The sequence below is a fragment of the Microbacterium sp. KU4F genome (assembly GCF_056868075.1).
The window spans coordinates 1,542,872-1,565,664 of sequence record NZ_CP200324.1 but is presented as its reverse complement, the minus strand read 5'-3'; the positions used below and the strand labels follow the sequence as shown (position 1 = coordinate 1,565,664).

At 70.2% G+C, this 22,793-nt stretch carries 23 protein-coding genes; 11 read left to right on the top strand and 12 right to left on the bottom strand.

The features are described from left to right. Positions 1-3: 3 nt before the first annotated feature. Positions 4-2,061, bottom strand: a complete 2,058-nt coding sequence (locus AC1VNH_RS07930; protein ID WP_483110766.1) for an NAD(+) synthase — start codon at positions 2,059-2,061, stop codon at positions 4-6. Positions 2,062-2,161: 100 nt separating this feature from the next. On the opposite strand from AC1VNH_RS07930, the gene AC1VNH_RS07925 reads away from it, so the two are divergent. Then, positions 2,162-5,716 carry a TM0106 family RecB-like putative nuclease gene (locus AC1VNH_RS07925; RefSeq protein WP_483110765.1) on the top strand — a complete coding sequence of 1,185 codons (3,555 nt, stop codon included), beginning with the start codon at positions 2,162-2,164 and terminating at the stop codon, positions 5,714-5,716. Between the two features lie 238 nt (positions 5,717-5,954). Next, a complete protein-coding gene (locus tag AC1VNH_RS07920; protein WP_137417941.1) occupies positions 5,955-6,956 on the top strand; it encodes a magnesium and cobalt transport protein CorA in 1,002 nt (333 codons plus the stop codon). 7 nt (positions 6,957-6,963) lie between these two features. Here AC1VNH_RS07920 and upp read toward each other — a convergent pair whose 3' ends face one another. Next, a complete protein-coding gene (gene upp / locus AC1VNH_RS07915; RefSeq protein ID WP_137417940.1) occupies positions 6,964-7,596 on the bottom strand; it encodes a uracil phosphoribosyltransferase in 633 nt (210 codons plus the stop codon). A gap of 50 nt (positions 7,597-7,646) precedes the next feature. Between upp and tadA the strand changes: the two genes are divergently transcribed. Both tadA and AC1VNH_RS07905 read left to right on the top strand, forming a co-directional pair. Further along, entirely contained in the window at positions 7,647-8,114 is a 468-nt protein-coding gene (gene tadA, locus AC1VNH_RS07910) for a tRNA adenosine(34) deaminase TadA (RefSeq protein ID WP_483110763.1), read from the top strand. A gap of 167 nt (positions 8,115-8,281) precedes the next feature. After that, entirely contained in the window at positions 8,282-9,298 is a 1,017-nt protein-coding gene (locus tag AC1VNH_RS07905) for a CE1 family esterase (RefSeq protein ID WP_483110762.1), read from the top strand. Between the two features lie 37 nt (positions 9,299-9,335). Here AC1VNH_RS07905 and AC1VNH_RS07900 read toward each other — a convergent pair whose 3' ends face one another. Continuing rightward, a complete protein-coding gene (locus tag AC1VNH_RS07900) occupies positions 9,336-10,256 on the bottom strand; it encodes an LLM class F420-dependent oxidoreductase (RefSeq protein ID WP_483110761.1) in 921 nt (306 codons plus the stop codon). A gap of 26 nt (positions 10,257-10,282) precedes the next feature. Next, the gene (locus tag AC1VNH_RS07895; protein ID WP_483110759.1) at positions 10,283-11,413 is read right to left on the bottom strand and encodes an alpha/beta hydrolase; all 1,131 of its coding nucleotides are present in this window, start codon (positions 11,411-11,413) and stop codon (positions 10,283-10,285) included. 82 nt (positions 11,414-11,495) lie between these two features. Between AC1VNH_RS07895 and proC the strand changes: the two genes are divergently transcribed. Beyond that, the gene (gene proC / locus AC1VNH_RS07890; RefSeq protein ID WP_483110757.1) at positions 11,496-12,329 is read left to right on the top strand and encodes a pyrroline-5-carboxylate reductase; all 834 of its coding nucleotides are present in this window, start codon (positions 11,496-11,498) and stop codon (positions 12,327-12,329) included. Positions 12,330-12,332: 3 nt separating this feature from the next. On the opposite strand, the gene AC1VNH_RS07885 is transcribed toward proC, so the two are convergent. The 3 genes from AC1VNH_RS07885 to AC1VNH_RS07875 form a co-directional block, all read right to left on the bottom strand. Continuing rightward, the gene (locus AC1VNH_RS07885; protein WP_137417935.1) at positions 12,333-13,004 is read right to left on the bottom strand and encodes a potassium channel family protein; all 672 of its coding nucleotides are present in this window, start codon (positions 13,002-13,004) and stop codon (positions 12,333-12,335) included. Between the two features lie 50 nt (positions 13,005-13,054). Beyond that, positions 13,055-13,858 (bottom strand): helix-turn-helix transcriptional regulator, encoded by an 804-nt coding sequence (locus tag AC1VNH_RS07880; protein ID WP_483110755.1) that lies wholly within the window; start codon positions 13,856-13,858, stop codon positions 13,055-13,057. Between the two features lie 98 nt (positions 13,859-13,956). Further along, entirely contained in the window at positions 13,957-15,399 is a 1,443-nt protein-coding gene (locus tag AC1VNH_RS07875; protein ID WP_344228925.1) for a TrkH family potassium uptake protein, read from the bottom strand. Positions 15,400-15,486: 87 nt separating this feature from the next. On the opposite strand from AC1VNH_RS07875, the gene AC1VNH_RS07870 reads away from it, so the two are divergent. From AC1VNH_RS07870 to AC1VNH_RS07845, 6 genes are all read left to right on the top strand, one after another. Next, positions 15,487-15,891: an ArsR/SmtB family transcription factor gene (locus tag AC1VNH_RS07870; protein ID WP_243233648.1), complete on the top strand. Its 405-nt coding sequence runs from the start codon at positions 15,487-15,489 to the stop codon at positions 15,889-15,891. 90 nt (positions 15,892-15,981) lie between these two features. After that, a complete protein-coding gene (locus tag AC1VNH_RS07865) occupies positions 15,982-16,173 on the top strand; it encodes a helix-turn-helix domain-containing protein (protein ID WP_137417931.1) in 192 nt (63 codons plus the stop codon). An 82-nt stretch (positions 16,174-16,255) separates the two neighbouring features. Continuing rightward, positions 16,256-16,354, top strand: a complete 99-nt coding sequence (locus AC1VNH_RS07860) for a 30S ribosomal protein bS22 (RefSeq protein ID WP_003792170.1) — start codon at positions 16,256-16,258, stop codon at positions 16,352-16,354. A 65-nt stretch (positions 16,355-16,419) separates the two neighbouring features. Then, the gene (locus tag AC1VNH_RS07855) at positions 16,420-16,713 is read left to right on the top strand and encodes a rhodanese-like domain-containing protein (RefSeq protein WP_243233133.1); all 294 of its coding nucleotides are present in this window, start codon (positions 16,420-16,422) and stop codon (positions 16,711-16,713) included. 28 nt (positions 16,714-16,741) lie between these two features. Next, complete coding sequence (locus tag AC1VNH_RS07850; RefSeq protein ID WP_344228916.1) at positions 16,742-17,023, top strand: glutaredoxin family protein; 282 nt, start codon at positions 16,742-16,744, stop codon at positions 17,021-17,023. Then, entirely contained in the window at positions 17,020-17,319 is a 300-nt protein-coding gene (locus tag AC1VNH_RS07845) for a Dabb family protein (protein ID WP_344228914.1), read from the top strand. Before AC1VNH_RS07850 ends, AC1VNH_RS07845 begins: the two co-directional genes overlap by 4 nt. Here AC1VNH_RS07845 and AC1VNH_RS07840 read toward each other — a convergent pair. The 5 genes from AC1VNH_RS07840 to AC1VNH_RS07820 form a co-directional block, all read right to left on the bottom strand. Further along, the gene (locus AC1VNH_RS07840) at positions 17,268-18,482 is read right to left on the bottom strand and encodes a mechanosensitive ion channel family protein (RefSeq protein ID WP_483110753.1); all 1,215 of its coding nucleotides are present in this window, start codon (positions 18,480-18,482) and stop codon (positions 17,268-17,270) included. The two genes, AC1VNH_RS07845 and AC1VNH_RS07840, sit on opposite strands and share 52 nt — an antisense overlap. A 333-nt stretch (positions 18,483-18,815) precedes the next feature. Then, complete coding sequence (locus AC1VNH_RS07835; protein WP_483110752.1) at positions 18,816-19,922, bottom strand: ABC transporter ATP-binding protein; 1,107 nt, start codon at positions 19,920-19,922, stop codon at positions 18,816-18,818. Further along, entirely contained in the window at positions 19,919-20,722 is an 804-nt protein-coding gene (locus tag AC1VNH_RS07830; RefSeq protein WP_344228908.1) for an ABC transporter permease, read from the bottom strand. Before AC1VNH_RS07830 ends, AC1VNH_RS07835 begins: the two co-directional genes overlap by 4 nt. After that, on the bottom strand, positions 20,719-21,651 hold the full coding sequence (locus AC1VNH_RS07825) for an ABC transporter permease (RefSeq protein ID WP_483110751.1): 933 nt from the start codon (positions 21,649-21,651) through the stop codon (positions 20,719-20,721). Before AC1VNH_RS07825 ends, AC1VNH_RS07830 begins: the two co-directional genes overlap by 4 nt. Next, entirely contained in the window at positions 21,648-22,784 is a 1,137-nt protein-coding gene (locus tag AC1VNH_RS07820) for an ABC transporter substrate-binding protein (RefSeq protein ID WP_483110749.1), read from the bottom strand. Before AC1VNH_RS07820 ends, AC1VNH_RS07825 begins: the two co-directional genes overlap by 4 nt. Positions 22,785-22,793: the final 9 nt, after the last annotated feature.

Here is a 22,793-nt window from a genome sequence, read left to right as displayed (position 1 = left end):
GCTTCAGGCCTCGAGGGCCGCGTCGAGCTCGCTGAGCCACGCGGCGGCGTTCCCGTCGCTCGGTGCCCGCCAGTCCCCGCGCGGCGACAGCGATCCCGCAGGGGAGACTTTCGGGCCGTTGGGGATCGCGGTGCGCTTGAACTGCGCGAAGCCGAAGTAGCGCGTGAGGAAGACCCGCAGCCACTGCACGATCGTCTCGCGGTCGTAGGCGTAGCGCTCGTCGTCGGGGAAGCCCGCCGGCCAGAGCCCCGCCTCCGCGTCGGCGAAGGCGACTTCGGCGAGATACGCGATCTTGGACGGCCGCATCCCGAAGCGCAGGATGTGGAACAGCGTGAAGTCGTGGAGGGCGTACGGGCCGATGGTGTCCTCGGTCGACTGCACCTTGCCGTCCTCGCCGGCGGGGACGAGCTCGGGGCTGATCTCGGTGTCCAGCACCGCCTGCAGCACGGTGGCCGTGCGCTCGTCGATCCCGACGCCGTCGGCGATGACCCAGCGGATGAGGTGCTGAATGAGCGTCTTGGGGACGCCCGCGTTGACGGCGTAGTGGCTCATCTGATCGCCGACGCCGTACGTGGCCCAGCCGAGCGCCAGCTCGGACAGGTCCGAAGTTCCGATCACGATGCCGCCGTGGCGGTTCGCGAGCCGGAACAGCAGGTCGGTGCGGACCCCCGCCTGCACGTTCTCGTAGGTGACGTCGTAGAGGGGCTCGCCGTCCGCGGCCGGGTGGCCGATCCCGCGCAGGATCTCGGTGGCGGCGGGACGGATGTCGATCGTCTCGATCGTCGCGCCGATCGCCTCGGCGAGCTCGATCGCATTGGATCTGGTGTCGTCTCCGGTCGCGAAGCCCGGCATCGTGTAGGCGAGGATCTCGCTGCGCGGACGCCCCATCCGGTCCATCGCGCGGGCGACGACCAGGAGTGCGTGGGTGGAGTCGAGGCCCCCCGAGACGCCGATGACGGGGCGCGGGGAGCCGATCGCCCGCATCCGCTGCTCGAGTCCGGAGACCTGGATGCTGAAGGCCTCGTAGCAGTCCTGTGCGAGGCGCGCGGGGTCGGCCGGCACGAACGGGAACCGTGCGACGGGCCGACGCAGCTCCGTGACGTCGGCGGGCGGGTCCAGGCGGAAGTGGATCGTGCGGAATGCTCCCACGCGCTCGGCGAGGGAGCGCCGGTTGTCGTCGAAGGTGCCCTGACGCAGGCGGTCCTGGCGCAGGCGGTCCAGATCGACGTCGGCGACGCTGCGTCGCGCCGCGTCCGGGAACCGATCCGTCTCGACGAGCAGCTGGCCGCCCTCGTAGATCATGGTCTGGCCGTCCCAGGAGACATCGTTCGTCGACTCGCCCTGGCCCGCCGCCGCGTAGGCGTATGCGGCCACGCAGCGCAGCGACTGGGACTGCGAGAGCAGCTTGCGGTCGTCGGCGCGGGCGATCGTGATCGGGCTGCCGCTGAGGTTCAGCAGCACCGTGGCACCCGCGAGGGCGGCCTCGGACGAGGGCGGCACGGGAACCCACATGTCCTCGCAGACCTCGGCGTGCACGACGAGCCCGTCGACATCCAGCGCCTCGAACAGCAGGTCGGGCCCGAAGGGTGCGTACAGATCGCCGACGCGGATGTCGCCACCGCGCTGGTCGTCGCCCGGGGCGTACCAGCGGCGCTCGTAGAACTCGCGGTAGGTCGGCAGCATCGACTTCGGGGCGACGCCGAGGATCTCGCCGCGGTGGATGACGACCGCGCAGTTGTACAGCCGGTTGCCGTGGACGAGCGGCGCGCCGACGACCAGGACGGGGCGCAGATCCACGGATGCGGCGACGAGCCGCTCGATGGCCACCACCACAGCATCCAGCAGCGGGTCCTGCAGGACGAGATCCTCGATCGCGTAGCCGCTCAGGCTCAGCTCGGGAAAGAGTGCGACCGCGACGCCGTCGTCGTGGCAGACGCGCGCCTGGGCGAGCACGGCCTCCGCGTTCGTCGCGGGATCGGCCACGCTGACCGGGATCGTGACGGCGGCGACGCGGGCGAAGCCGTGGCGGTAGGGGTTCGTGAAGGGCAGGTGCGTGCTCACGCCTCCAGTCTGGCACCCGCACCGCGGCGCGGAACGGGGTTGCGTCGCCGGGAGGCGCTGTCGGGGGCCGCAACTAGGGTCGATGAAGGAAAGGGAGCGAATGCGATACATCGAGCCTGCGGGGTCCGACAGCGGGCGCGTGGTGTGGAGCGCGAGCGACCTCAAGGCCGCGGCGGAGTGCGAGTTCGCGTGGTTGCGCCAGCTCGATGCGCGGCTGGGCCGCATCCCCGCCGTCATCGAACCCGAAGACGTCATGCTCGAGCGGGCCGCGCGACTCGGCACGCGGCACGAGCTGGCCGTGCTGCAGCGCTATCGCGACGAGTTCGGCGATGCGGTCGTCGAGATCCCCGAGACGCGTTCGGGTGATGAGGCGGCGATGACGGATGTGGTCGGCCAGACCGTCGCCGCCCTCGCCGATCCGGGCGTCCACGTCGTCTACCAGGCGGCGTTCCGCACCGACGAGTTCGTCGGCTTCGCCGACTTCCTGGTGCGCGCAGACGAGGGCGCGTGGATCGTGCAGGACACCAAACTGGCCCGCCACGCGCGCGTGACGGCCTTGATGCAGCTGGCGGCATATGTCGACCAGCTGGACGCGGCGGGCGTGGCCCGTGCCGATCGCGTGGAGCTGCTGCTGGGCGACGGCTCGGTCAGCACCCACAGGGTGCGCGACCTCATGCCGGTGTACCGGCAGCGTCGTGCACGACTGCGTGCGCTGATCGCCGACCGCGACCTTGCCGCGGGTGCCGCCGGCGCGCCGCTGGCGTGGGGAGACACCCGCGGGGCGCTGCGTGTCGTGGCGTGCGGGCGCTGTGCGACGTGCGAGACGGAGGTGGCAGCGCACCGCGACCTGCTGCTCGTCGCCGGGATGCGCCCCGTGCAGCGTGAGCGTCTGCGCGCCGCCGGCATCACGACGATCGACGAGCTGGCGGCAGCGGCGGGGGCGCCGGAGCGCATGAGCGACGAGGTCTTCACGTCGCTGCGGACGCAGGCCCGCCTCCAGTTGGAGAGTCCGGCGGGCGTTCCCGGACCCGACGGCACGGTGCCGGTCGACGCCGTGCCCCGCTACGAGGTCGTGCTGCCGCAGGCGCTCGCCGCCCTGCCGCGACGCGACGCGGGCGACCTCTTCTTCGATTTCGAGGGCGACCCGCTGTACACCGAGGGCGCCGGCGACTGGGGGATCGACTACCTCTTCGGATGGATCGATCCCGAGCAGCAGTACTCGGCGCTGTGGGCGCATTCGTTCGCCGATGAGAAGGCGGCGCTCGAGACGTTCATCGACTTCGTCGATCTGCGCCGGCGCGCCCATCCGGGCATGCACATCTACCACTACGCGCCCTACGAGCCGACGCACCTGCTGGCGATGGCCGCGCGCCACGGCACCCGCGAAGCCGAGGTCGATCGTCTGTTGCGCGACGGCGTCTTCGTCGACCTGTATCCGATCGTCCGCCGGGCGCTGCGGGTCGGGTCCCGGTCGTACTCCATCAAGAAGCTCGAGCCGCTGTACATGGGGGCCCAGCGCCGTACGAGCGACGTGCAGCGCGGCGACGACTCGATCGTGCGATACGTCGAGGCGCGCACGCTGCTCGAGGCGGGGCAGGACGACCAGGCGCAGGCCGTGCTCGACGATCTGGCCGAGTACAACCGCGACGACTGCGTCTCGACGCTGCGCCTGCGCGACTGGCTCGTCGACCGTGCACGCGAGGCCCGGCTCTTCCCGTCGGCCGATCCCGTCGTGGGCGAGGCCGTCTACGAGCCGTCCTTCCGCTCCGTCGCTCTCCAGCGCCGTGCGGCCGTCACCGACGACGAAGCGGATGCGGCCGCCCTCCGCCTCGGCGCCGCGGCGATCGACTACTACCCGCGCGAGGCGAAGACCTTCTGGGCCTCGCACTTCCTCCGGCTCCGCGAGCCGGTGTCGCTGTGGGAGGACACCCGCGACGTCGTCGTGCTCGACGGTGCGCGCACGCGTGTCGTCGACGACTGGCAGCCGGGTCAGGGGCGTCAGCGTGCGCTGCGTCGCCGCCTCGAGCTCCGGGGCGATCCCGCGCCGGGCACTCGGCTGAGCGTCGGCACCCAGCCCTTCCTCGTGTACGCGACGCCGGCGCCCTTCGGCGAGGCTTCCCCGCGGTGGATCCATGCGGCGCGTGCGGTGCGCATCGTCGAGGCGCTCGATGACGGCGCCGTCGTGGAAGAGCTCGCCGCCGACGGCGAGACCTGGTCGGATCTGCCGATCGCCCTCGCGCCCGCGGCCCCCCCCGCAGCAGGCAATCAGCAGGCGGCGATCGACGCCTGGGCGGACGCGCTGATCGACGCCGATCCGCACTTCCCGCTGGACGCGGCCACCGACATCCTGCGTCGCGTCGCTCCGCGCACCACGACGGACGCGCTCGCGCCCTCGGCCGGCGACGACATCGCGGCCATCGTGCGCAGCGTCGTCGACCTCGATGACAGCTATCTGGCGGTGCAGGGCCCTCCCGGCACGGGCAAGACCTACGTCGGCTCACACGTCGTCGCACGCCTCGTGGCCGAGCGCGGCTTCCGCGTGGGTGTCGTCGCGCAGTCCCACGCCGTCGTGGAACACATGCTGGATCGGATCGTGGCCGCGGGGCTCCCCTCGAACCTCGTCGGCAAGGCGCTGAAAGACCCGAGCCAGGCGGATGCCGTGTCGTTCACGGTGTTCGAGAAGAATGCACTCGCGGCGTTCACCGAGGACCGGCCGGGCGGCTTCGTCGTCGGTGGAACCGCGTGGGACTTCAGCCACGCCGGCCGCGTTCCCCGCCGCAGTCTCGATCTGCTCGTCATCGACGAGGCCGGCCAGTTCTCCCTCGCCTCCACGATCGCCGTGTCGCGGGCAGCGCGCCGTCTGCTGCTGCTGGGCGACCCGCAGCAGCTGCCGCAGGTCAGCCAGGGCACGCATCCCGAGCCCGTCGACGAGTCGGCGCTGGGGTGGGTCATGAACGGGCAGGCGGTACTGCCCGCATCCCACGGCTACTTCCTCTCCCATACGTGGCGGATGCATCCGGCGCTCGCGAGTGCCGTGTCGGAGCTCTCCTACGACGGCGAGCTCGCCTCCGCCCCGGAGACGGCCACTCGCTCGCTCGACGGCGTCGAACCGGGCGTGCACCCGGTGCCGGTGGTGCACGCGGGCAATGCGGTCGCCTCTCCCGAGGAGGCTGCGGAGGTGGTGCGCATCGTCCGCGACACGATCGGCCGCACCTGGACGTGCCATGACGACGGTGGGGCCGCCGCTCGGCCGCTCACCGCCGCAGACATCATCGTCGTGACGCCCTACAACGGTCAGCAGGTCGAGGTGGAGAGCGCGCTGGAGGCGGCGGGGCTCACCGGCATCCGGGTGGGGACCGTGGACAAGTTCCAGGGGCAGGAGGCGGTCGTCGCGATCGTGTCGCTCGCCGCGTCCTCGGGCCGCGAGGCCCCGCGCGGGCTGGAGTTCCTGCTGCTGCAGAACCGGCTGAATGTCGCCGTGTCCCGGGCGCAGTTCGCCGCATACGTCGTCTTCTCGCCCGATCTGCTCGATGACCTGCCGCGTACCCCCGAGGGCGTGGCGCGGCTGAGCGCGTTCGCCCGTCTGGTCGGCGAGGACGAGGCGTCACCGGCCCCGGCGACAGGGATGCGAACCGGTCACCCGAGAGAGGTATGATCGCCCGGGCCCGCTGAGCGGGCGGAGCGCGGGCACGTCCCGCGCGGGAGAGATCTCATCCGCGAAGCCCACCCGGGATGACAGAGAGGCGGTGATGGCCATGGCCGGCGATAGTTCGTGCGCCACGGCGCACTCCGCCGCATCCCTCCGGTAGAGACGGGATGCGGTGGCCGCGCCCTGGCGAGAGCGGAAACCCATCCTCTGGCGCCTCGCAGCGCCCGCACCACCGGAGAATCCGATGACTCTGATCGACAACGCCATCTACGTCCAGGGGCACCGCGTGGAGACCCCGCGCAGCCTCGACGAGACCTACGAACTGCTCGACGCCCACGACGGCTTCGCCTGGATCGGGATGTATCGGCCCGGGCCGGCAGAACTCGCGAGCGTCGCCGGCGAATTCGGTCTGCACCCTCTGGCGGTCGAGGACGCCCTCCAGGGGCACCAGCGCTCCAAGGTGGAACGGTACGGCGACACCCTGTTCGTGGTGCTGCGTCCGGCCCACTACGACGACGAGCTCGAGCACGTCGACTTCGGCGAGCTTCACCTGTTCGTGGGCCCCCGCTTCGTGGTGACCATCCGTCACGCGGAGTCGCCAAACCTTGCGGCCGTCCGGCAGCGGCTCGAGCGCCAGCCGGAGCTGCTGGAGCTGGGTCCGGAGGCCGTGCTCTACGCGATCCTCGACCGCGTGGTCGACGAGTACGAGCCCGTCGTCGCCGGTATCGAGAACGACATCGACGAGATCGAGGATCAGCTCTTCGGCGATAGCGACGACGACGCGCTCTCACGCCGCATCTACGAGCTCTTCGGCGAGGTCATCAGCTTCGGGCGTGCCGTGCAGCCGATGGCCGGGATGCTGGAGTGGCTGCGTCGCGGCTACGAGAAGTACGACGTCGACCTCGAGGTGCAGCGCAACCTCCGTGACGTGCTCGACCACGTCATCCGCATCGCGGACCGCATCGACGGATTCCGTGCGCTGCTCGACAAGGCGCTGACGGTGCACTCCGCCCTCGTCGCCCGCCGGCAGACCGAGGCCAACCTCGCGCAGAACGACGAGATCAAGAAGATCTCGTCGTGGGCGGCGATCATCTTCGCTCCCGGCCTCATCGCGGGCATCTACGGCATGAACTTCGAGAACATGCCCGAGCTGCACTGGGAGTACGGCTACCCGCTCGCCGTCGGCGGAATGGGGGTGTTCGCGGTCGCCCTGTGGGTGATCTTCCGGAAGAAGAAGTGGCTCTGAGCGGGGGTCAGACCGTGCCGTACAGGCGGTCGCCGGCGTCGCCGAGACCGGGCACGATGTAGCCCTTCTCGTTCAGGCGTTCGTCGAGAGCGCCGAGCACGAGGGTGACGTCGCGATCGCCGACGAGCTCCTCGATCTTGGCGACGCCCTCCGGCGCGCCGAGGATGCAGATCGCGGTGACGTCCTGCGCGCCGCGGGCGAAGAGGAAGTCGATCGCTGCGCCCAGCGACCCGCCGGTGGCGAGCATCGGGTCGAGCACGAAGCACTGGCGGTCGCTGAGGTCGTCGGGCAGACGCTCCGCGTAGGTGTACGGCTGCAGGGTCTCCTCGTTGCGTGCCATGCCGAGGAAGCCGATCTCGGCCGTGGGCAGCAGCTTCACCATGCCGTCGAGCATGCCGAGACCGGCGCGCAGGATCGGGACGACCAGAGGGCGCGGTTCGGAGATCCGCACGCCCGTGGTCGAGGTGACCGGCGTCTCGATCTCGAGCTCTTCGACCCGCACGTTGCGCGTCGCCTCGTATGCGAGGAGGGTCAGCAGCTCTTCCGTGAGCTGACGGAACACCGGGGAGGGGGTGTTCTTGTCGCGCAGCACCGTGAGCTTGTGCGTGATGAGCGGGTGGTCGGCGACGTGCAGGCGCATGGGTCCAGATTACGTCACGCGGATGCGGGCCGCGGAGCTAGTCTGGCCGGGTGAATCTGCCCACCCGACCCGCGGACGAGGCCGCCATGGCGCGTGCGCTGGAGCTGGCGCAGCACGCCTCGGCCGAGGGCGACGTCCCCGTCGGCGCAGTGGTTCTCGACGCCGACGGGCGGACGATCGCCGAGGGGCGGAACGAGCGCGAGCTCACAGGGGATCCCACGGGCCACGCCGAGGTCGTCGCATTGCGGCGGGCGGCCGCATCCACGGGGTCCTGGAATCTCAGCGGCTGCACGCTCGTGGTGACTCTCGAGCCGTGCGTCATGTGCGCGGGCGCGATCCTGCAGGCACGCATCGACCGCGTCGTGTTCGCCGCGTGGGACGACAAAGCGGGAGCCGCGGGATCCATGTACGACCTGCTGCGCGATCGTCGACTGCCCTATCGCGTCGAGGTCATCGGCGGAGTGGCCGAGCAGGCCGCATCCGCGCAGTTGCAGGCGTTCTTCACAGCCCGCCGCTGAAGCGCCCTCACTTCCCGCTACGCTCGAAGAGCCTCGCAGCAGAGGCACGGGTACGGGGTTGTTACCGCAAGGGCAAGACCTGGAGACCGACGATACGCATCGTCGTGCTCCGGGTCTTTTTTGTTGTCACCCCGGCCTCCGTCATCAGTGAAGAAGAGGGAGACTCCATGACCGAGTACCGCACGACGCTGCGCCGCGGCGCTGCACTGGCCGCCGTCGCGGTGGCCGCGCTCGCCGCCGCCGGATGCGCCGCCGATGCCGAACCGCACGCCGCGCCGACACCCTCCGCATCCTGCGCGCCGGCATGGGAGCCGGGACGCACGGATCTGGATTACACGTTCGAGGGCGCGGAGCGCCACGTCTCGGTGTTCATGCCGGAGGGGGCCGCCCCCGCTGCGGCCGTGTTCGCGCTCCACGGCTCCAACAACAACGTCGATCTGATCCTCGGCGTCAGCGAACTGCAGCAGACTGCCGCCGAGGAGGGCTTCGTCCTCGTCGTACCGCAGGGGTCGGTGCCGGGCAACGCCGACGGTCTCTGGGCGTGGAACGTCCCCGGTGTCGTGACGACCGCCGAAGTGGGCGCCCCGACCGAGAGCGCCGACGATGTGAACTTCCTGGCCGACCTCGTCGACCGGGTCAAGACCGAGGGATGCGTGGACGACGTGTTCGCGACCGGGTACTCGGGCGGCGGACGCATGATCTCGGCGACCGCGTGCGAGCGGCCTGGACTGTTCGAGGCCATCGCCCCCGTCGACGGCCTGCGCGCCGGGGTGCCGACAGAGCAGAGCGACGGCAGCTGGGCGCCGGACCCGGCGACGTGCGACCCCTCGTCGGGAACCCCCGTGCTGAGCTTCGCGGGAACCGCTGATCCGATCAACCCCTACGACGGAGGCGGTGCGGGCTACTGGCAGTACGGGGTGCAGACCGCCGTTGAGCGCTGGGCTGCGATCGACGGATGCGGCGAGTCGAGCATCGAGGAGCCCACCGCGGGGGTGAGCGTCACGACCTACGTCGACTGCGCCGCGGGTCCGGTGGTGTCGTACGTCGTCGACGGCATGGGGCACACCTGGCCCGGGCGCGCCCTGGAGACACAGGCCGCCTACGCCTCCGTGCTCGGCGCCACCACCGACCTCGTCGACGCGAACGCGGTCATGTGGGACTTCTTCTCCACGCAGCTGAGCTGAGACACGGTGAGGGCGGCGGCTCATACGCCCGCCGCCCTCACCGCGGCAGCGCCTCGGAACCCAGAAGGTCGAGGTGCTCGAGGTCGCGCATGTCCATGAGCTGGAAGTAGACGCGATCGGCGCCGAGGGCCTGCAGCCGCTTGACCCGCTCGAGCACGGCGGCCGGCCCGCCGATGATGTTGGCTCCGTTGTCGAAGCTCGCCGCATCCGTCCCGATGGCGGCCGCGCGTCGTTCACGCTCGGCGGCGGTGCGCCCGACGATGGTCGGCAGTGCCACCGAGAGCTTGAGGCTCCCGGGATCGCGTCCGATGCTCTCGCAGGCGGCTCGCACCCTGCGGAACTTCTCCGCGATCACCTCATCGGTCGCGAACCCGATGTTGAACTCGCTCGCGTACCGCGCGGCGATGGCCGGCGTGCGCCGCGGTCCGCCGCCGCCCACGATCACCGGCACGCGCTCCTGCACCGGCTTCGGGAGCGCAGGGCTCTCGTCGAGCCGGTAGTGCTCGCCCTGGAAGGAGAACGTCTCGCCGACGGGGCTCTGCCACATCCCGGTGAGGATCTCGAGCTGCTCCTCGAGCAGCCCGAACCGCTTCTCGGGGAACGGGATGCCGTACGCGGCATGTTCCTCTGCGAACCAGCCGGTGCCGAGGCCGAGCTCGACCCGGCCGCCGCTCATGTCGTCGACCTGCGCGACCTGGACGGCCAGGATGCCGGGCACGCGGTAGGTCACGGATGAGACCAACGTGCCGAGGCGGATGCGGGAGGTCTCCCGCGCGAGGCCCGCGAGGGTCGTCCAGGCGTCCGTCGGCCCGGGCAGCGGATCGCCGGGAGCCATCCGCAGATAGTGGTCGGAGCGGAAGAACCCGTCGAAACCGAGCTCCTCCGCGCGCTGGGCGAAGGCCAGTTGATCCCGGTAGCCGAACCCCTCTTGCGGTTCCGTGAAGACGCAGTACTCCATGCAGTCAGTCTGCCCCGTCGCGGCGCTCAGTCCGAGGACTTGAGCACGATCGTCTCGGTGGGAGGCGCCGGGTTCGGGGCGTGTCCGATGTACCCGATGACCTCCAGCAGTGCCTGTCGCACGGCGGCGGGACGCTCGAGGTGCACGAGGTGGCCGGCCCCCTCGACGACGAGTTCTCGCACGTCAGCCCCGGTCGCGGCATCCGCGTCCAGCACGGCACGCGTCTGCGACACCATGGGCTGGCTGGGCGCCTCATCCGCGCCAGGCCAGTCCGGCAGGATGCCGAGCGCGCCGAGGTGGGCCGGGTCCAGGAAGGAGGCGTCCGAGACGATCGCATCGAGCTCGCCGTGGATCCACAGCACCGGCGTGCGCGCTCCGAGGTGCGCGAGCGCGGACTGGTCGAAGTGGGTGGGGGCGAGTGCGTTGAGCACGCCGAGATTCCCGGATGCCGCGCCCGGCCAGTTCGGGCTCGGCACCGTGTCTCCCGGGTAGTTGCCGCCGGCGGTGGAGGTGGAGAGCATCGCGTCGACCCACACGTCCTCGCGAGCCGTCCGGTACGACTCCGAGACGAACTCGGCGCGGAAGACGCTCCGAGGCGATGCGGGCGACTCGTCGCTCTTGTCGCGGGCCGTCAGTCGGCGCACGAACTCCGCGTTCGCCGTGGCGGCGCCGGTACCCGCGCCGTCATCGGTGAGGCGGGTGCCGTCGAGGCGGGTGCCGCCCAGACCGTAGGGGGAGATGGGTGCCTGCAGCGTCAGCGACAGGGCACCGTGCCCGTCGAGCGCGTACTGCGCCGCGACGGATGCGCCGAGGTCGGTCCCGACGAGGTGCGCGGCGCGGATCTCTAGGGCGTCGAGCACGGCGTGCAGGTCGTCCGCGAAGTCCCCGACCCCGCGGGTGGCGTCGACCGGCAGCGATTCCGTTCCCCCGAACCCGCGCAGGTCGATCGCGACGACGCGCAGGTCGCTCGGCAGATCCTCCATGAACTCCTGCCAGATCAGCGACGACGACAGCAGACCGTGCAGGAGCACCACGGTGCGCTCGGCGGGGGTGTCGCTGCGATCCCCGTCGCGCAGCAGGGCGCGCGCAGAGATACGTGCGGTGTCCACCTGTCGGGCGGTGATGCCGTCGAACAGGGGGCTGGTGGGTTCGATCATGGACGCCTCCAGGAGGGGGCACGTCACGGCCCCGGCCGTTCCGATGATAGCCGGGGCACCTGGAGCGCCCCCGGGTCGTAGGGTGGAAAAATCGAGCCAGCCCCCTCTCGCGATCCTCGGCGCCGGCTCCATGGGCGGCGCCATCGCCCAGGGCGTCGCAGCCTCCGGGCGCGCCGGCCAGGTCGTCGTCACCAACCGCAGCCGCGCCAAGGCCCAGCTCCTGACCGATCCCGGTATCCGCTCGCTCTCGCTGGACGATGATGCCGCCGCGAACGCCGACGCTGCCGCATCCGCCGAGGTCGTGCTGATCGGCGTCAAGCCCGGAATGGTCCCGGATCTGCTCGCCGAGATCGGTCCGCATCTGCGCCCCGGCACCATCGTGGTGAGCCTTGCCGCAGGCGTGACGATCGCCACGTTCGAGCGGATCCTGAGACCCGACGCGATCGTGGTCCGTTCCATGCCGAACACGCCGGCCGTGGTCGGCAAGGCCGTGACGGGGATCGCTGCGGGCTCGCTCGCCGACGAGCGCGCGATGGGCGTCGTGCGGGCGGTGTTCGAGACCGTGGGCGCCGTCGTCGAGGTGGCGGAGGAGCAGATCGACGCCCTGTCGACCATCTCGGGGTCCGGTCCCGCCTACGTCTTCCTGCTCATCGAGAAGCTCACCGAGGCAGCGGTCGGAAAGGGGTTCGACTCGGCCACCGCGCGGTTGATGGCGGAGCAGACCTTCATCGGCGCCGCGGCGCTGCTCGATGCCACGGGCGAGGACCCCGCCGAGCTGCGCCGACGCGTCACGAGCCCGAAGGGGACGACGGAGCGCGCCGTCGCCGTGCTGCAGGATGCGCACCTCGAGCGCGTGTTCGCCGAGGCGACGGACGCTGCCCTCGCCCGCGCGAAGGAACTCGCTGCCGGCGGCTGAGCCTCAGCGGTCGAGGGAGGCGAAGCGCTCGATGTCGCTGTTGGTCCCCGAGACGATGATGAGGTCGTGGTTGGTCACGACCGTGTTGGCCTCCGCGTAGCGGAACGGCTTGCCGGGGCTTTTCACTCCGACGACCGTCACCTTGTATTTGGTGCGAACGCCCGACTCGTTGAGGCCGACGCCGCGGATGAAGCGGGGCGGGTACATCTTCGCGAGCACGAAGTCGTCGTCGAAGCGGATGAAGTCCAGCATCCGACCGCTCACGAGGTGCGCGACGCGCTCGCCGGCCTCGCGCTCGGGGTAGATGACGTGGTTCGCGCCGACGCGGGCGAGGATCTTGCCGTGCGACTGCGAGACCGCCTTCGCCCAGATCTGCGGGACCTTCAGGTCGACGAGGTTCGCGGTGATGAGCACGGACGCCTCGATCGACGAGCCGACGGCGACGACCGCCACCTGGAAGTCCGCTGCGCCCACCTGCGTGAGCGCCTCGATGTTGCGTGCATCCGCCTGCACCGTGTGGGTGACCCGCTCTGACCACTTCTGCACCAGATCGAGGTTGTCGTCGATCGCCAGCACCTCGCGATCCAGGCGGTCGAGTTCGCCCGCACAGGCGGCGCCGAAGCGACCGAGGCCGATCACGAGCACGGGGGCGTCGTTGCGGAGCTTCTCAACCATGGGCAACAGATTACGGCGATCGCTCAGCTCCCATCGACCGCGATCTCGATTCAGATCGCCCCGGGCCGGATGACACCTCGCTCGTAGGCGTAGACGATCAGCTCGCTCCGCGATGTCAGCCCGAGCTTTGAGAGTGCGGCGCTGAGGTGCGACTTCACCGTGGCTTCGGAGACCACGAGCTGTGCGGCCACGGCACTGTTGGAGAGCCCGCGGGCGACCAGGCGGAACACCTCGCGCTCGCGCGACGAGAGACCTCCGAAGCCCTCGTCGCGAATGTCGTCAGCCGCGGGTTGCGGCACCGACGCGCGGCGGTCGCGACGGCTTCCCGCACGCCAGAGCGCCGCGGTCGCACCGAGGACCAGCGCGGACCACCAACCCATGTGCTGCGCCGCCTCGACCGAGGGCCAGGACTTGCCGTGGATCGTCCCTTCCACGCCCGAGAACGACAGCGCGGGCACGGTCAGGAGTGCGACCACGATGAGAGCCCCGGCGATCAGGGCGCCCAGGAGCAGGCGGCGTCGTTCGACGGCGCGTGACGCCACCATGTACGTGACGGGAAGCAGCAGCAGGTACGCCGTCCATCCCGTCTGGCTGAAGCGTGCCGGCCAGAAGAAGAGCTGGGCGGCGAGCACGAGGCTGATCAGCGTCAGGCTCCACGCCGGGCGCCACCGGGTCAGCGCGAGCGCGAGGGCGAGGCCGATCGCGCACAGCAGTGCGTACGGGCTCGTCGTGAACGTCTCATCGCGCATCGGAACGGCAGAGGTGAGAAGCCTGGGGCTCTCCGCTGCGAGCCACGCGCCGAACGCCACGGCGGCGACGATCGGCATGAGCAGGTGCGCAAGCAGCTTCGTCATGCCCTCACGGTAGGCGACGGCGCGCGCGTGAAGACGGCGATCGGGGCGGTTTCGACCCTTCGTCGGGGCGGTTCATCCGAAGGGATGAGCCGCGCCGTTCAGCCGACGATGGGGCGCTCGACCGGCAGTGAATAGAGCTGGGACCGGGAGGATGCGGCCACCGCGGCCGCCAGGGTCACGGTGCCGACGCGACCCATGAACATCGTGGCCGCCAGGACGTACACCGCCGGGTCCGGCAGGTCGCTGGTGAGTCCCGTCGACAGTCCGACCGTGGCAAAGCCCGACACGACATCGAACAGGACCTTGTCCACATCCGCCTTCGTGATCTGCGCGATGGTGATCGTGGAGATCGCGACGATCGTCGCGCCCCACGCCACGACCGAGAGAGCCACGCGCTGCACGTCACTCGGGATGCGGCGGCCGAACGCCTGCACCGACGGGCGTCCCTTGGCCTCCGACCAGACGCTCAGCGCGAGCACCGCGAGCGTCGTGACCTTGATGCCGCCCGCCGTCGACGCCGACCCGCCGCCCACGAACATGAGCATGGAGCCGACCAGCAGCGAGGAGCCGTGCAGATCGCCGATCTCGACCACGGAGAAGCCGCCCGAGCGTGTCATCGCCGACAGGAAGAAGGACTGGAACGTCGTGTCCCACGCATCCATCCCGCCGAAGGTCAGCGGGTTGTCGTACTCCAGACTCACGAAGACGACGGCGCCGGCGAAGAACAGGATGACGGTCGTGATGAGGGTGAGCTTCGTGTGCAGCGACCAGTGGCGCACGTGCCACTGGTGCCGCCACAGGGTGAAGATCACCGGGAAGCCGATGGACCCGAGGAACACGCCGATCATCAGCACCGTCATGAACAGGTAGTCGTGCGAGAACGGTGCGAGACCGTCGGCGTTGGGGGTGAAGCCGGTGTTCGTGAACGACATCGCGGCGAAGTAGGGTGCCTCCCACAGGGCCGTGATCGGGTCCACTCCGCCGGCGAGCAGCGACGGGTACAGCAGGACGGCGAGCCCCGCCTCGATGACGAGCGTCGAGAGGGCGACGGTGCGAAGAAGCGCACCGACCTCGCCGAGGCGCACGGTCTGTCCCTCGTTGACGGGGCCGCCGTGCACGCGCATGGGGTTGCTGTCGCCGGCGGCGATGAGCTTCGCGCGCAGCCCCAGCCTGCGCGAGATGATGAGCCCGAGGATCGAGGCGAGGGTCAGCACACCCAGCGCGCCGACGTTGACGCCGATGTAGATGACGACCTGCCCCAGCGGTGACCAGTGCGATCCCATGTTGACCGTCGACAGGCCCGTGACGCAGATCGTGGACACCGCGGTGAACAGGGCGTCCGCGAGCGGGGTGACCCGGCCGTTCGCCGCCATGGCGGGCAGCGACAGGAGCGCCGTGAACAGCAGGATGAGGGCGGAGAAGATCAGAACCGCGAAGCGCGCCGGCGACGAGGTCGTGAAGGTCTTCGCCGCGTCGCTGATGCGCTCCCACAGGGCGCTGAGCCGACGCCGCGTCGCAGAGCTCGCCGAGTCGGACGTCATCCGTGGGACCCTTCGGAGATGCGGAGCGGTCAGCGACCGGAACGCGTGTCATGGTACTCCGCTCGGAGCCCGACTAACCTAAGGCGCATGGCGGACATCTTCGGCGTGATCGCGGACGCGACCCGGCGCGACATCCTGCGTCTTCTGCTGGATCGTTCGGCATCCGGCGAAGACGGCACGAGCGTCTCGCACATCGTGAGCGAGCTGGGCGTGAGCCAGCCGACGGTGTCGAAGCACCTCAAGGTGCTCCGTGAGAGCGACCTCGTCTCGGTGCGCGAAGAGGGACAGCACCGCTACTACAGCTTGTCACGCGAGCCTCTCGACGAGATCGACGCATGGCTCATGCCCTTCCTCACGGAGGACGAGGATGCGACGGCCGCGTTCGTCTCGACGCTGCCGGAGCCGGCCGCGAACGCGGCTGCAGCCGTCGGTCGCGCGGCCGCATCCGTCAACCGCGCGGTCGCGGCGGCGTTCGGCAAGCGCGGTCGCTGACCCCCACCGTGTTCGTCACACGCGTCACCCCGGTTTACACGCGTCTCTGCATCGCCCTAGAGTGTGCTGAACCGCGGGGGAGGATGGGACATGGCTGAGCTGCCCGATGTGCGCTTTCTCACCGTCGCCGAAGTCGCGCAGATCATGCGCGTATCGAAGATGACGGTGTACCGTCTCGTGCACGCGGGCGAATTGCCCGCCGTGCGCTTCGGGCGCAGCTATCGGGTGCCCGAATCCGCCGTCACAGAGGCCGTGCAGCGGCCGATCGCCGACGTCGGCTAGACTTATCCGAGGCATTTTTTCGGTGCCTCGTTCCCGGGAGCAGGTCATCCTGCGCCCAGACCGCCAACCAGTGAGGTTTTCCGTGGGTTCTGTCATCAAGAAGCGCCGCAAGCGCATGGCGAAGAAGAAGCACCGCAAGCTGCTTCGTAAGACTCGCCACCAGCGCCGCAACAAGAAGTAAGCGGCATCGACACAAGCGCCTGTCCCCTGGACGGGCGCTTCGTGTCTGCGGTCTAGCCTGGTGACATGAATTCGATCACGGTGCAGCAGCTGCGCGAGCGCGAGGGCGTTCCTCTCATCGATGTGCGCGAGGTGGAGGAGTTCGCCTCGGGCCACGTCCCCGGTGCGGTCAACGTTCCCATGTCGACCATCGGCGACAACCTGGATCGCCTCCCCGAGGGACCCTTCGACGTCATCTGCCAGATGGGCGGTCGCTCGGCCCGCGTCGTGCAGGCGCTCGAGGCCCGCGGGTACGAGGTCACGAATGTCGACGGCGGCACGGGCGAGTGGATCGCCGCGGGCTACCCGGTCGAGTCCTGAGGTCGTATACCCGATTTAGGATGTGAGCGTGAGAACGATCACGCTCATCGGCAAAGAAGGCTGTCACCTCTGCGACGTCGCGCGCGGGGTGATCGAGCACGTCCTCGCTGAGCTCCCCGACGAGGCGGCTGACCGGATCCAGCTCGAGGAGAAGTCCATCCTCGAAGACGCGGCGCTGCACCAGCAGTGGGCCGAGAAGATCCCCGTCGTCATGATCGATGACGACCTGCACGCGTACTGGCGTGTGAACCCCGAGCGGTTGCGTGCCGCCGTCGAGGACGCCACCCGCCCCGAAGGAGCAACACTGTGACCATCCGCCACATCGTCGCCTGGAAGCTCGCCGCCACCGACGCCGATCAGCGCGTCGAAGACGCCGCCGGCATCACCACGCGGCTTCTCGCCCTCGACGGCGTCGTGCCCAGCATCCGCGCGATCTCCGTGGGGGCGGACGTGCTCGGCGGCGAGAACTGGGATGTGGCCATCGTCGCCGACTTCGACGACCTCGACGGTCTGCGCGAGTACATCGACCACCCCGCGCACCAGGAGGTCGTCACCTACGTGCGCTCGGTGGTCTCTTCGCGCGTCGCGGTGGACTTCGAACTCTGATCCTGCTCGTCCCCGCTTGAGACGACGGGGATCGCCTGCGTGAAGGTGTCTGCGCGAGCCTCGGCCTCGGCGCTGCCGGTGAACAGTCCCGCATCCTGTGGGGTCGGCTCGTGCGTCTGCACGGCCGGACCGCCCGGCTCCGTCATGAGCACCCGCTGGACGGGCAGGGCCGTGGGCATGGCGGCCTGGGTCCAGGTGACCATCGCCTCCCGCACCAGGCAGCGCAGGTCGAACAGGGTCGGTGCGTCCCGCGCCGTGACCAGGATGCGCACGCGCACGTATCCACCGGTGGCCTCGGTCACCTGCAGGACGCTGGCGCGGCCGTCCCACAGGTCGGTGTGCGCGAGCACCTCGTCGAGGTGTTCCCGCATCCGCGTGGGCGACACGCGCCAGTCCAGGTCGAGCTCGACGGCGCCGAGCAGCTCGGAGCCGCGACGGGTCCAGTTCTGGAACGGCGTGGTCGTGAAGTACGTGCACGGCAGCACGAGTCTGCGCTCGTCCCACAGATCCAGCACGACGTAGCTGAGGGTGATCTCACCCACCCGACCCCACTCGCCCTCGACCACGACGACGTCATCGACGCGGAGGGCGTCGCTGAACACGATCTGCAGGCCCGCGAAGATGTTGGCGAGCACGGACTGCGCCGCGAGTCCGGCGACGATCGAGGCGATTCCCGCAGACGCCAGCACGCTCGCGCCCACCGCCCGGACGGCCGGGAAAGTGAGCAGCGCCGCTCCGATGGCGAGCACGACGATGAGGACGATCGCGAGACGCTTGACGATGAGCGTCTGGGTGCGGATGCGGCGAGCGAGCCGGTTGTCGGGGACGTCGATGCGGTAGCGGCCCAGGGTGAGGTCGGTGGTGAAGGCGACGAGGGCGCCCAGCAGCCACGCGGTCGCGCCGATGACGAGGATCGTGAACGCCTGGTCGAGCACCGGACGCCACTCCCGCAGCGGAAACGCGGCCGCCACCGAGATCCAGGTCGCGACGAGGAACGCGAGGGCTCGGAAAGGGGCTCGCGCACGGCGGACGAGGCCGGCGGGCCACGATTTCCGCCGTCCGGTGAGTCGGGTCGAGACGGTGGCCGCGACGGTCACCAACGCGGCGGCGACCAGGGCGATGGCCAGGATCAGGGCGAACTGGGCCCAGGGGTTGTCGAGCATGGTCCTCCTTCGGGTCCGACCACGCTAGAGGGTGAGCCCGAACCCGCCGCTCGACTCGACAGCCGGTGCCGCCTCCGTGATACTTCGCGGCCTCGGTGGTGGCTCTTCGTGGCGTGACACCTCTCCGCATCCGCCCGCCGCCTCATCCGCCGGGAGCGTGGCGCCACACTTTTCCGCATCCGCGCCAGAATTTCACTGTCGCGGATGCGGAAAGGTGTGGCAGGTGCGCAACTGCGTCGCAACTCGGGCGGGGCAGGGGCAGGGGCAGTGGGCAGGCGCAGGGGGCAGGGGGAAGGGGCTGTTCGCTCGGGCCGTGCGGTCGGGCCGTTCCGATCAGCCGCGCGGACGTGTCGCGACCGGGGCGGGGTCGAGGGTGATCCGCACGGTGTCGCCGTACTGCACGCGCTCACCCGCGTCGTGCTGCACGTTCAGCATCGTGCCGTCGGCCGTGCGCACCACCGAGCGCCGGAAGCTGCCGAGGAACGTGCTCTCCTGCACGGTCGCGTCGACCCCCGGGGCATCGGATGCGGTGAAGCGCACGTTCTCGGGCCGCACGAAGACCTCGACCGGGCCCGCATCCGCCGGCGTCTGCAGCGGGAGGCGCTGTCCCCAGACGTCGACGAACTCGCCGACGACGGTACCCGGCACCACGCTGGAGACACCGACGAAGGCAGCCACCTGCGCCGTGGCCGGCCGCAGGTACAGCTCCTCCGGCGTGCCGATCTGGTCGACGCGGCCCGCGTTCATCACCGCGATGCGATCGGACACCGCGAGCGCCTCCTCCTGGTCGTGGGTCACGAACACGGTCGTGATCCCGAGGCGCAGCTGGATGCGGCGGATCTCGTCGCGCAGCTGCACACGCACCTTCGCGTCGAGCGCGGACAGCGGCTCGTCGAGCAGCAGCACCCGCGGCTCGGTCACGAGTGCGCGCGCGAGGGCCACACGCTGCTGTTGTCCGCCCGAGAGCTGGTGCGGGAACCGGTCGGCGAGGTGGCCGAGGCCGACGAGGTCGAGCGCGTCCCCCGCGCGCCGAGCAGCCTCGGCCTTGCCGACGCCGCGACGCCGCAGCCCGAACGCGGTGTTCTCGAGCACCCGCAGGTGCGGGAAGAGCGAGTACGACTGGAACACCATGCCGATGTCGCGTTTGTTCGTGGGCACGCCCGACACGTCGCGGCCCGCGAGGAGCACGGCGCCGTCGGTGGCGCGCTCGAGGCCGGCGAGCACGCGCAACGCGGTGGTCTTGCCGCATCCCGACGGGCCCAGCAGCGACACGAACTCGCCCGGGGCGATGTCGAGGTCGACGCCGTGCAGCACGCGCGTGGCGCCGTAGTCCTTGACGACGCCGCGGAACTGCACGCGGGTGCCCGAGCCGGCCTCCGCCAGCAGCATGTTGTCGGAGGTGGAGGGGAGTCCCCGCAACGGGGTGTCTGCCGTGGTCATGAGTTCTTCCTTCCGGCGCCCAGGCGTCCGGCCCGGCCGATGATGAGCAGCAGCACGAACGCGAAGGCGAGTGCCAGCAGGGTGAAGATGGCGGCGGCCCACGCATCCTGTCGGTTGATGAGAACGAGCGCCGTCTGCAGCACCTGGCGGTTCAGCAGGGACGCGATCGTGAACTCGCCGAGCACGACGGCGACCGAGATGAGGGATGCGGCGAGCAGCCCCTGTCGGAGGTTGGGGACGATGACACGCACGAGGACGGCGAACCACCCCGCGCCGAGGGTGCGTGCGGCCTCCGAGAGCGTCTTGATGTCGATCGCGTCGATCGACGCCTGGATCGAGCGGTACGTGAACGGCAGCACCAACACGCCATATGCGAAGGCGAGCGTCCACGCGCCGGTGCCGAGGGTTCGACCGATCTGCAGGTAGATCGGCGCGAGGCCGACGACGAGCACGATCGCGGGGATCGAGATCGGCAGCAGGGCGAGGAACTCGAAGCCGCGCCGCAGCTGCGGGAACTTCAGCGCGACGAGCACCATCGTCGGCGTGAACAGGAACAGCACGAGGGCGACGGTGACGGCCGCGAGCGAGAGCGAGTTGCCGAGACCCGTCCAGATCGGAGCGTACTTCGCCGCGTTCGCGGGATCGAAGACCGCCAGCCAGCGCGTCGGTGTGAGCGTATCGGTGCCGGGCAGCGGCGCGAGCGTGAACAGCACCGTCGCTGCGAACGGCACGGCGAAGACGACTCCGACGACGATGCCGATGACCCAGCGGGTGAGGGGTGAGGGGGCGAAGGTCTTCACGCCTGCCACCTCGCCGTCCGGCGCTGGATGAGGGCATACACACCCATCACGACGGCGACGACCACGATCATGCCGAACGCGAGGGCGCCGGCGAGGTTCTCGCGTCCGAGCAGCGTCTCGCTCGTGAGCGCCGTGCGGATCTGCAGCGGCACGATCTGCGAGCCCTGGCTGGCGAGCGCCGCCGCAGTGGCGTACGACGAGAACGCGTTCGCGAACAGGAGCAAGAGGCTCGCGAGGAACGACGGGGCGAGCACCGGGATGCCGATGTGCAGCCAGAAGCTGCGCGGCGTGCCGCCGAGGGTGAGGTGCGCCTCGGCCCACTGGGGCTTCAGAGCCGCGAGGGCGGGCATGAAGGTGATGATCATGAGCGGCACCTGAAACACGATGTACGCGGGGATGAGGCCGGGAACGGAGTAGATCCACGCGCCATCCGCGTACGGGTCGATGCCGAGCACGTTCTTCAGCAGCAGGGTGACGACACCCTGGGTGCCGATGGCCGCGACCATGACGAAGGCGAGCATCACACCGCCGAACTGCGCGAGCACGCCGGATGCCGCATCCACCGTGCTGCGTACGAAACCGGTCTCGGAAAGGCCCAGCATCGCGTAGCAGACCAGGGCGCCCACGACCGCGCCGAGCAGCGCCGTGAGCAGCGACACCCAGGTGGAGTTCCAGAAGGTCAAGAGGATGACCGGGTCGCCCAGCGCCGCGATGTTGTCGAGCGTGAAGGCGCCGGGCTCGTCGAAGAGCCCGGAGCCGACGGCGAGAACGGTCGGCAGGGCGAGGAAGAGGGCGATGTACGCCGCGAACGGGGCAAGGCCGATCCAGGACAGGTCACGCCCGGCACCCCGCCGCCCGGGAGCCTGGGGCTCCCGGGCGGCGGGGCGCGCGTCCTGCGTGTCGCGGTCGGCCACGACGGATGCGGTCACGAGACGGCCGCGGCCCACTTCTCGCCGAGCAGGGTTCCGGCGTCGGTGCTCTGCTGCTCGGTCGGGACGACCGTCTTGTCGGGCGTGGCCGGCAGGGAGGCGGCGAGCTTCTCGTCGAGGGTGCCCGCGGTCTGCATGGCGTCCATGCGCGCCGGGCGGGCGCCGCCGGCGAGCCACAGGTTCTGAACTTCGTCGCTGTAGAGGAACTCCTGCCACAGGCGAGCCGCCGCGGGGTGCGGGGCGCTCTTGTTGATCGCCTGGTTGTAGTAGCCGGCGTAGCCGGTGCCGTCGAAGACGACGACCTTCCAGTTGGGGTTGCTCTGGCTGTGGGCCGCGTTGAGGTAGTCCCAGTCGAAGACGACGGGCGTCTCGCCGCTGGCGACGGTCGCGCTCGTCACGTCGAGCTTGAGCATGTTGCCGGCCGCGTTCAGCTTGCTGAAGAAGTCGATGCCGGGCTGGTAGTCATCCAGCGTGCCGCCGGACTGCACCGTGGCCATGCCCACCGCGGCGAAGGCGGCACCGGCCTGCGTCGGGTCGCCGTTGATGGCGACCGCGCCGCGGTACTCGTCGCCGAGGAGGTCGTCGAGGCTCTTCGGGGCGGGGAAGCGCGACGAGTCGTAGCCGACCGACATGTACCCGCCGTAGTCGCCGACGAACAGACCCGTCGGCTCCTTGAGTGCGTCGGGGATGTCGTCCCAGGTCTGCACCTTGTAGGGCGCGAACGAGTCCGTGTTCTGCAGGGCGACGGTGAGTCCGAGGTCGAAGACGTCGGGGGCGGTGTCGAGGCCCTCGTTGGTCTTCGCCGCCTGGATCTCCTCGGCGCTCGAGATGTCGGGCGACTGCTCCTCGATGGAGATCTCCGGGTAGCGCTGGGCGAACAGGTCGAGGATCGCGCCGTAGTTGGCCCAGTCGCGCGGCAGCGCGATCACGTTGAGCTTGCCCTCGGCCTTCGCCGCGGCCTCGAGGTCGGCGAAGGTGCCGAAGTCGGCGACGCTCGTGGCGGACTGCGCCTTCGCGGAGTCGTCGGAGGCTGCGTCGGCCGTGCCTGCGCAGCCGGCCAGGGCGACGGCGGCGATCGCCGCCAGAGCAATCCCGGCGGCGGCGCGGCCGCGGCGGGTGGAGCGGATGGTCATGCGGATTCC

Bases quoted from the DNA above. Each gene is read 5' to 3' on its own strand.
- AC1VNH_RS07925 (WP_483110765.1), top strand. From the start codon at position 2,162: ATGCGATACATCGAGCCTGCGGGGTCCGACAGCGGGCGCGTGGTGTGG.
- AC1VNH_RS07920 (WP_137417941.1), top strand. From the start codon at position 5,955: ATGACTCTGATCGACAACGCCATCTACGTCCAGGGGCACCGCGTGGAG.
- upp (WP_137417940.1), bottom strand. From the start codon at position 7,596: ATGCGCCTGCACGTCGCCGACCACCCGCTCATCACGCACAAGCTCACG.
- AC1VNH_RS07905 (WP_483110762.1), top strand. From the start codon at position 8,282: ATGACCGAGTACCGCACGACGCTGCGCCGCGGCGCTGCACTGGCCGCC.
- AC1VNH_RS07900 (WP_483110761.1), bottom strand. From the start codon at position 10,256: ATGGAGTACTGCGTCTTCACGGAACCGCAAGAGGGGTTCGGCTACCGG.
- AC1VNH_RS07895 (WP_483110759.1), bottom strand. From the start codon at position 11,413: ATGATCGAACCCACCAGCCCCCTGTTCGACGGCATCACCGCCCGACAG.
- AC1VNH_RS07885 (WP_137417935.1), bottom strand. From the start codon at position 13,004: ATGGTTGAGAAGCTCCGCAACGACGCCCCCGTGCTCGTGATCGGCCTC.
- AC1VNH_RS07880 (WP_483110755.1), bottom strand. From the start codon at position 13,858: ATGACGAAGCTGCTTGCGCACCTGCTCATGCCGATCGTCGCCGCCGTG.
- AC1VNH_RS07875 (WP_344228925.1), bottom strand. From the start codon at position 15,399: ATGACGTCCGACTCGGCGAGCTCTGCGACGCGGCGTCGGCTCAGCGCC.
- AC1VNH_RS07870 (WP_243233648.1), top strand. From the start codon at position 15,487: ATGGCGGACATCTTCGGCGTGATCGCGGACGCGACCCGGCGCGACATC.
- AC1VNH_RS07865 (WP_137417931.1), top strand. From the start codon at position 15,982: ATGGCTGAGCTGCCCGATGTGCGCTTTCTCACCGTCGCCGAAGTCGCG.
- AC1VNH_RS07855 (WP_243233133.1), top strand. From the start codon at position 16,420: ATGAATTCGATCACGGTGCAGCAGCTGCGCGAGCGCGAGGGCGTTCCT.
- AC1VNH_RS07840 (WP_483110753.1), bottom strand. From the start codon at position 18,482: ATGCTCGACAACCCCTGGGCCCAGTTCGCCCTGATCCTGGCCATCGCC.
- AC1VNH_RS07835 (WP_483110752.1), bottom strand. From the start codon at position 19,922: ATGACCACGGCAGACACCCCGTTGCGGGGACTCCCCTCCACCTCCGAC.
- AC1VNH_RS07820 (WP_483110749.1), bottom strand. From the start codon at position 22,784: ATGACCATCCGCTCCACCCGCCGCGGCCGCGCCGCCGCCGGGATTGCT.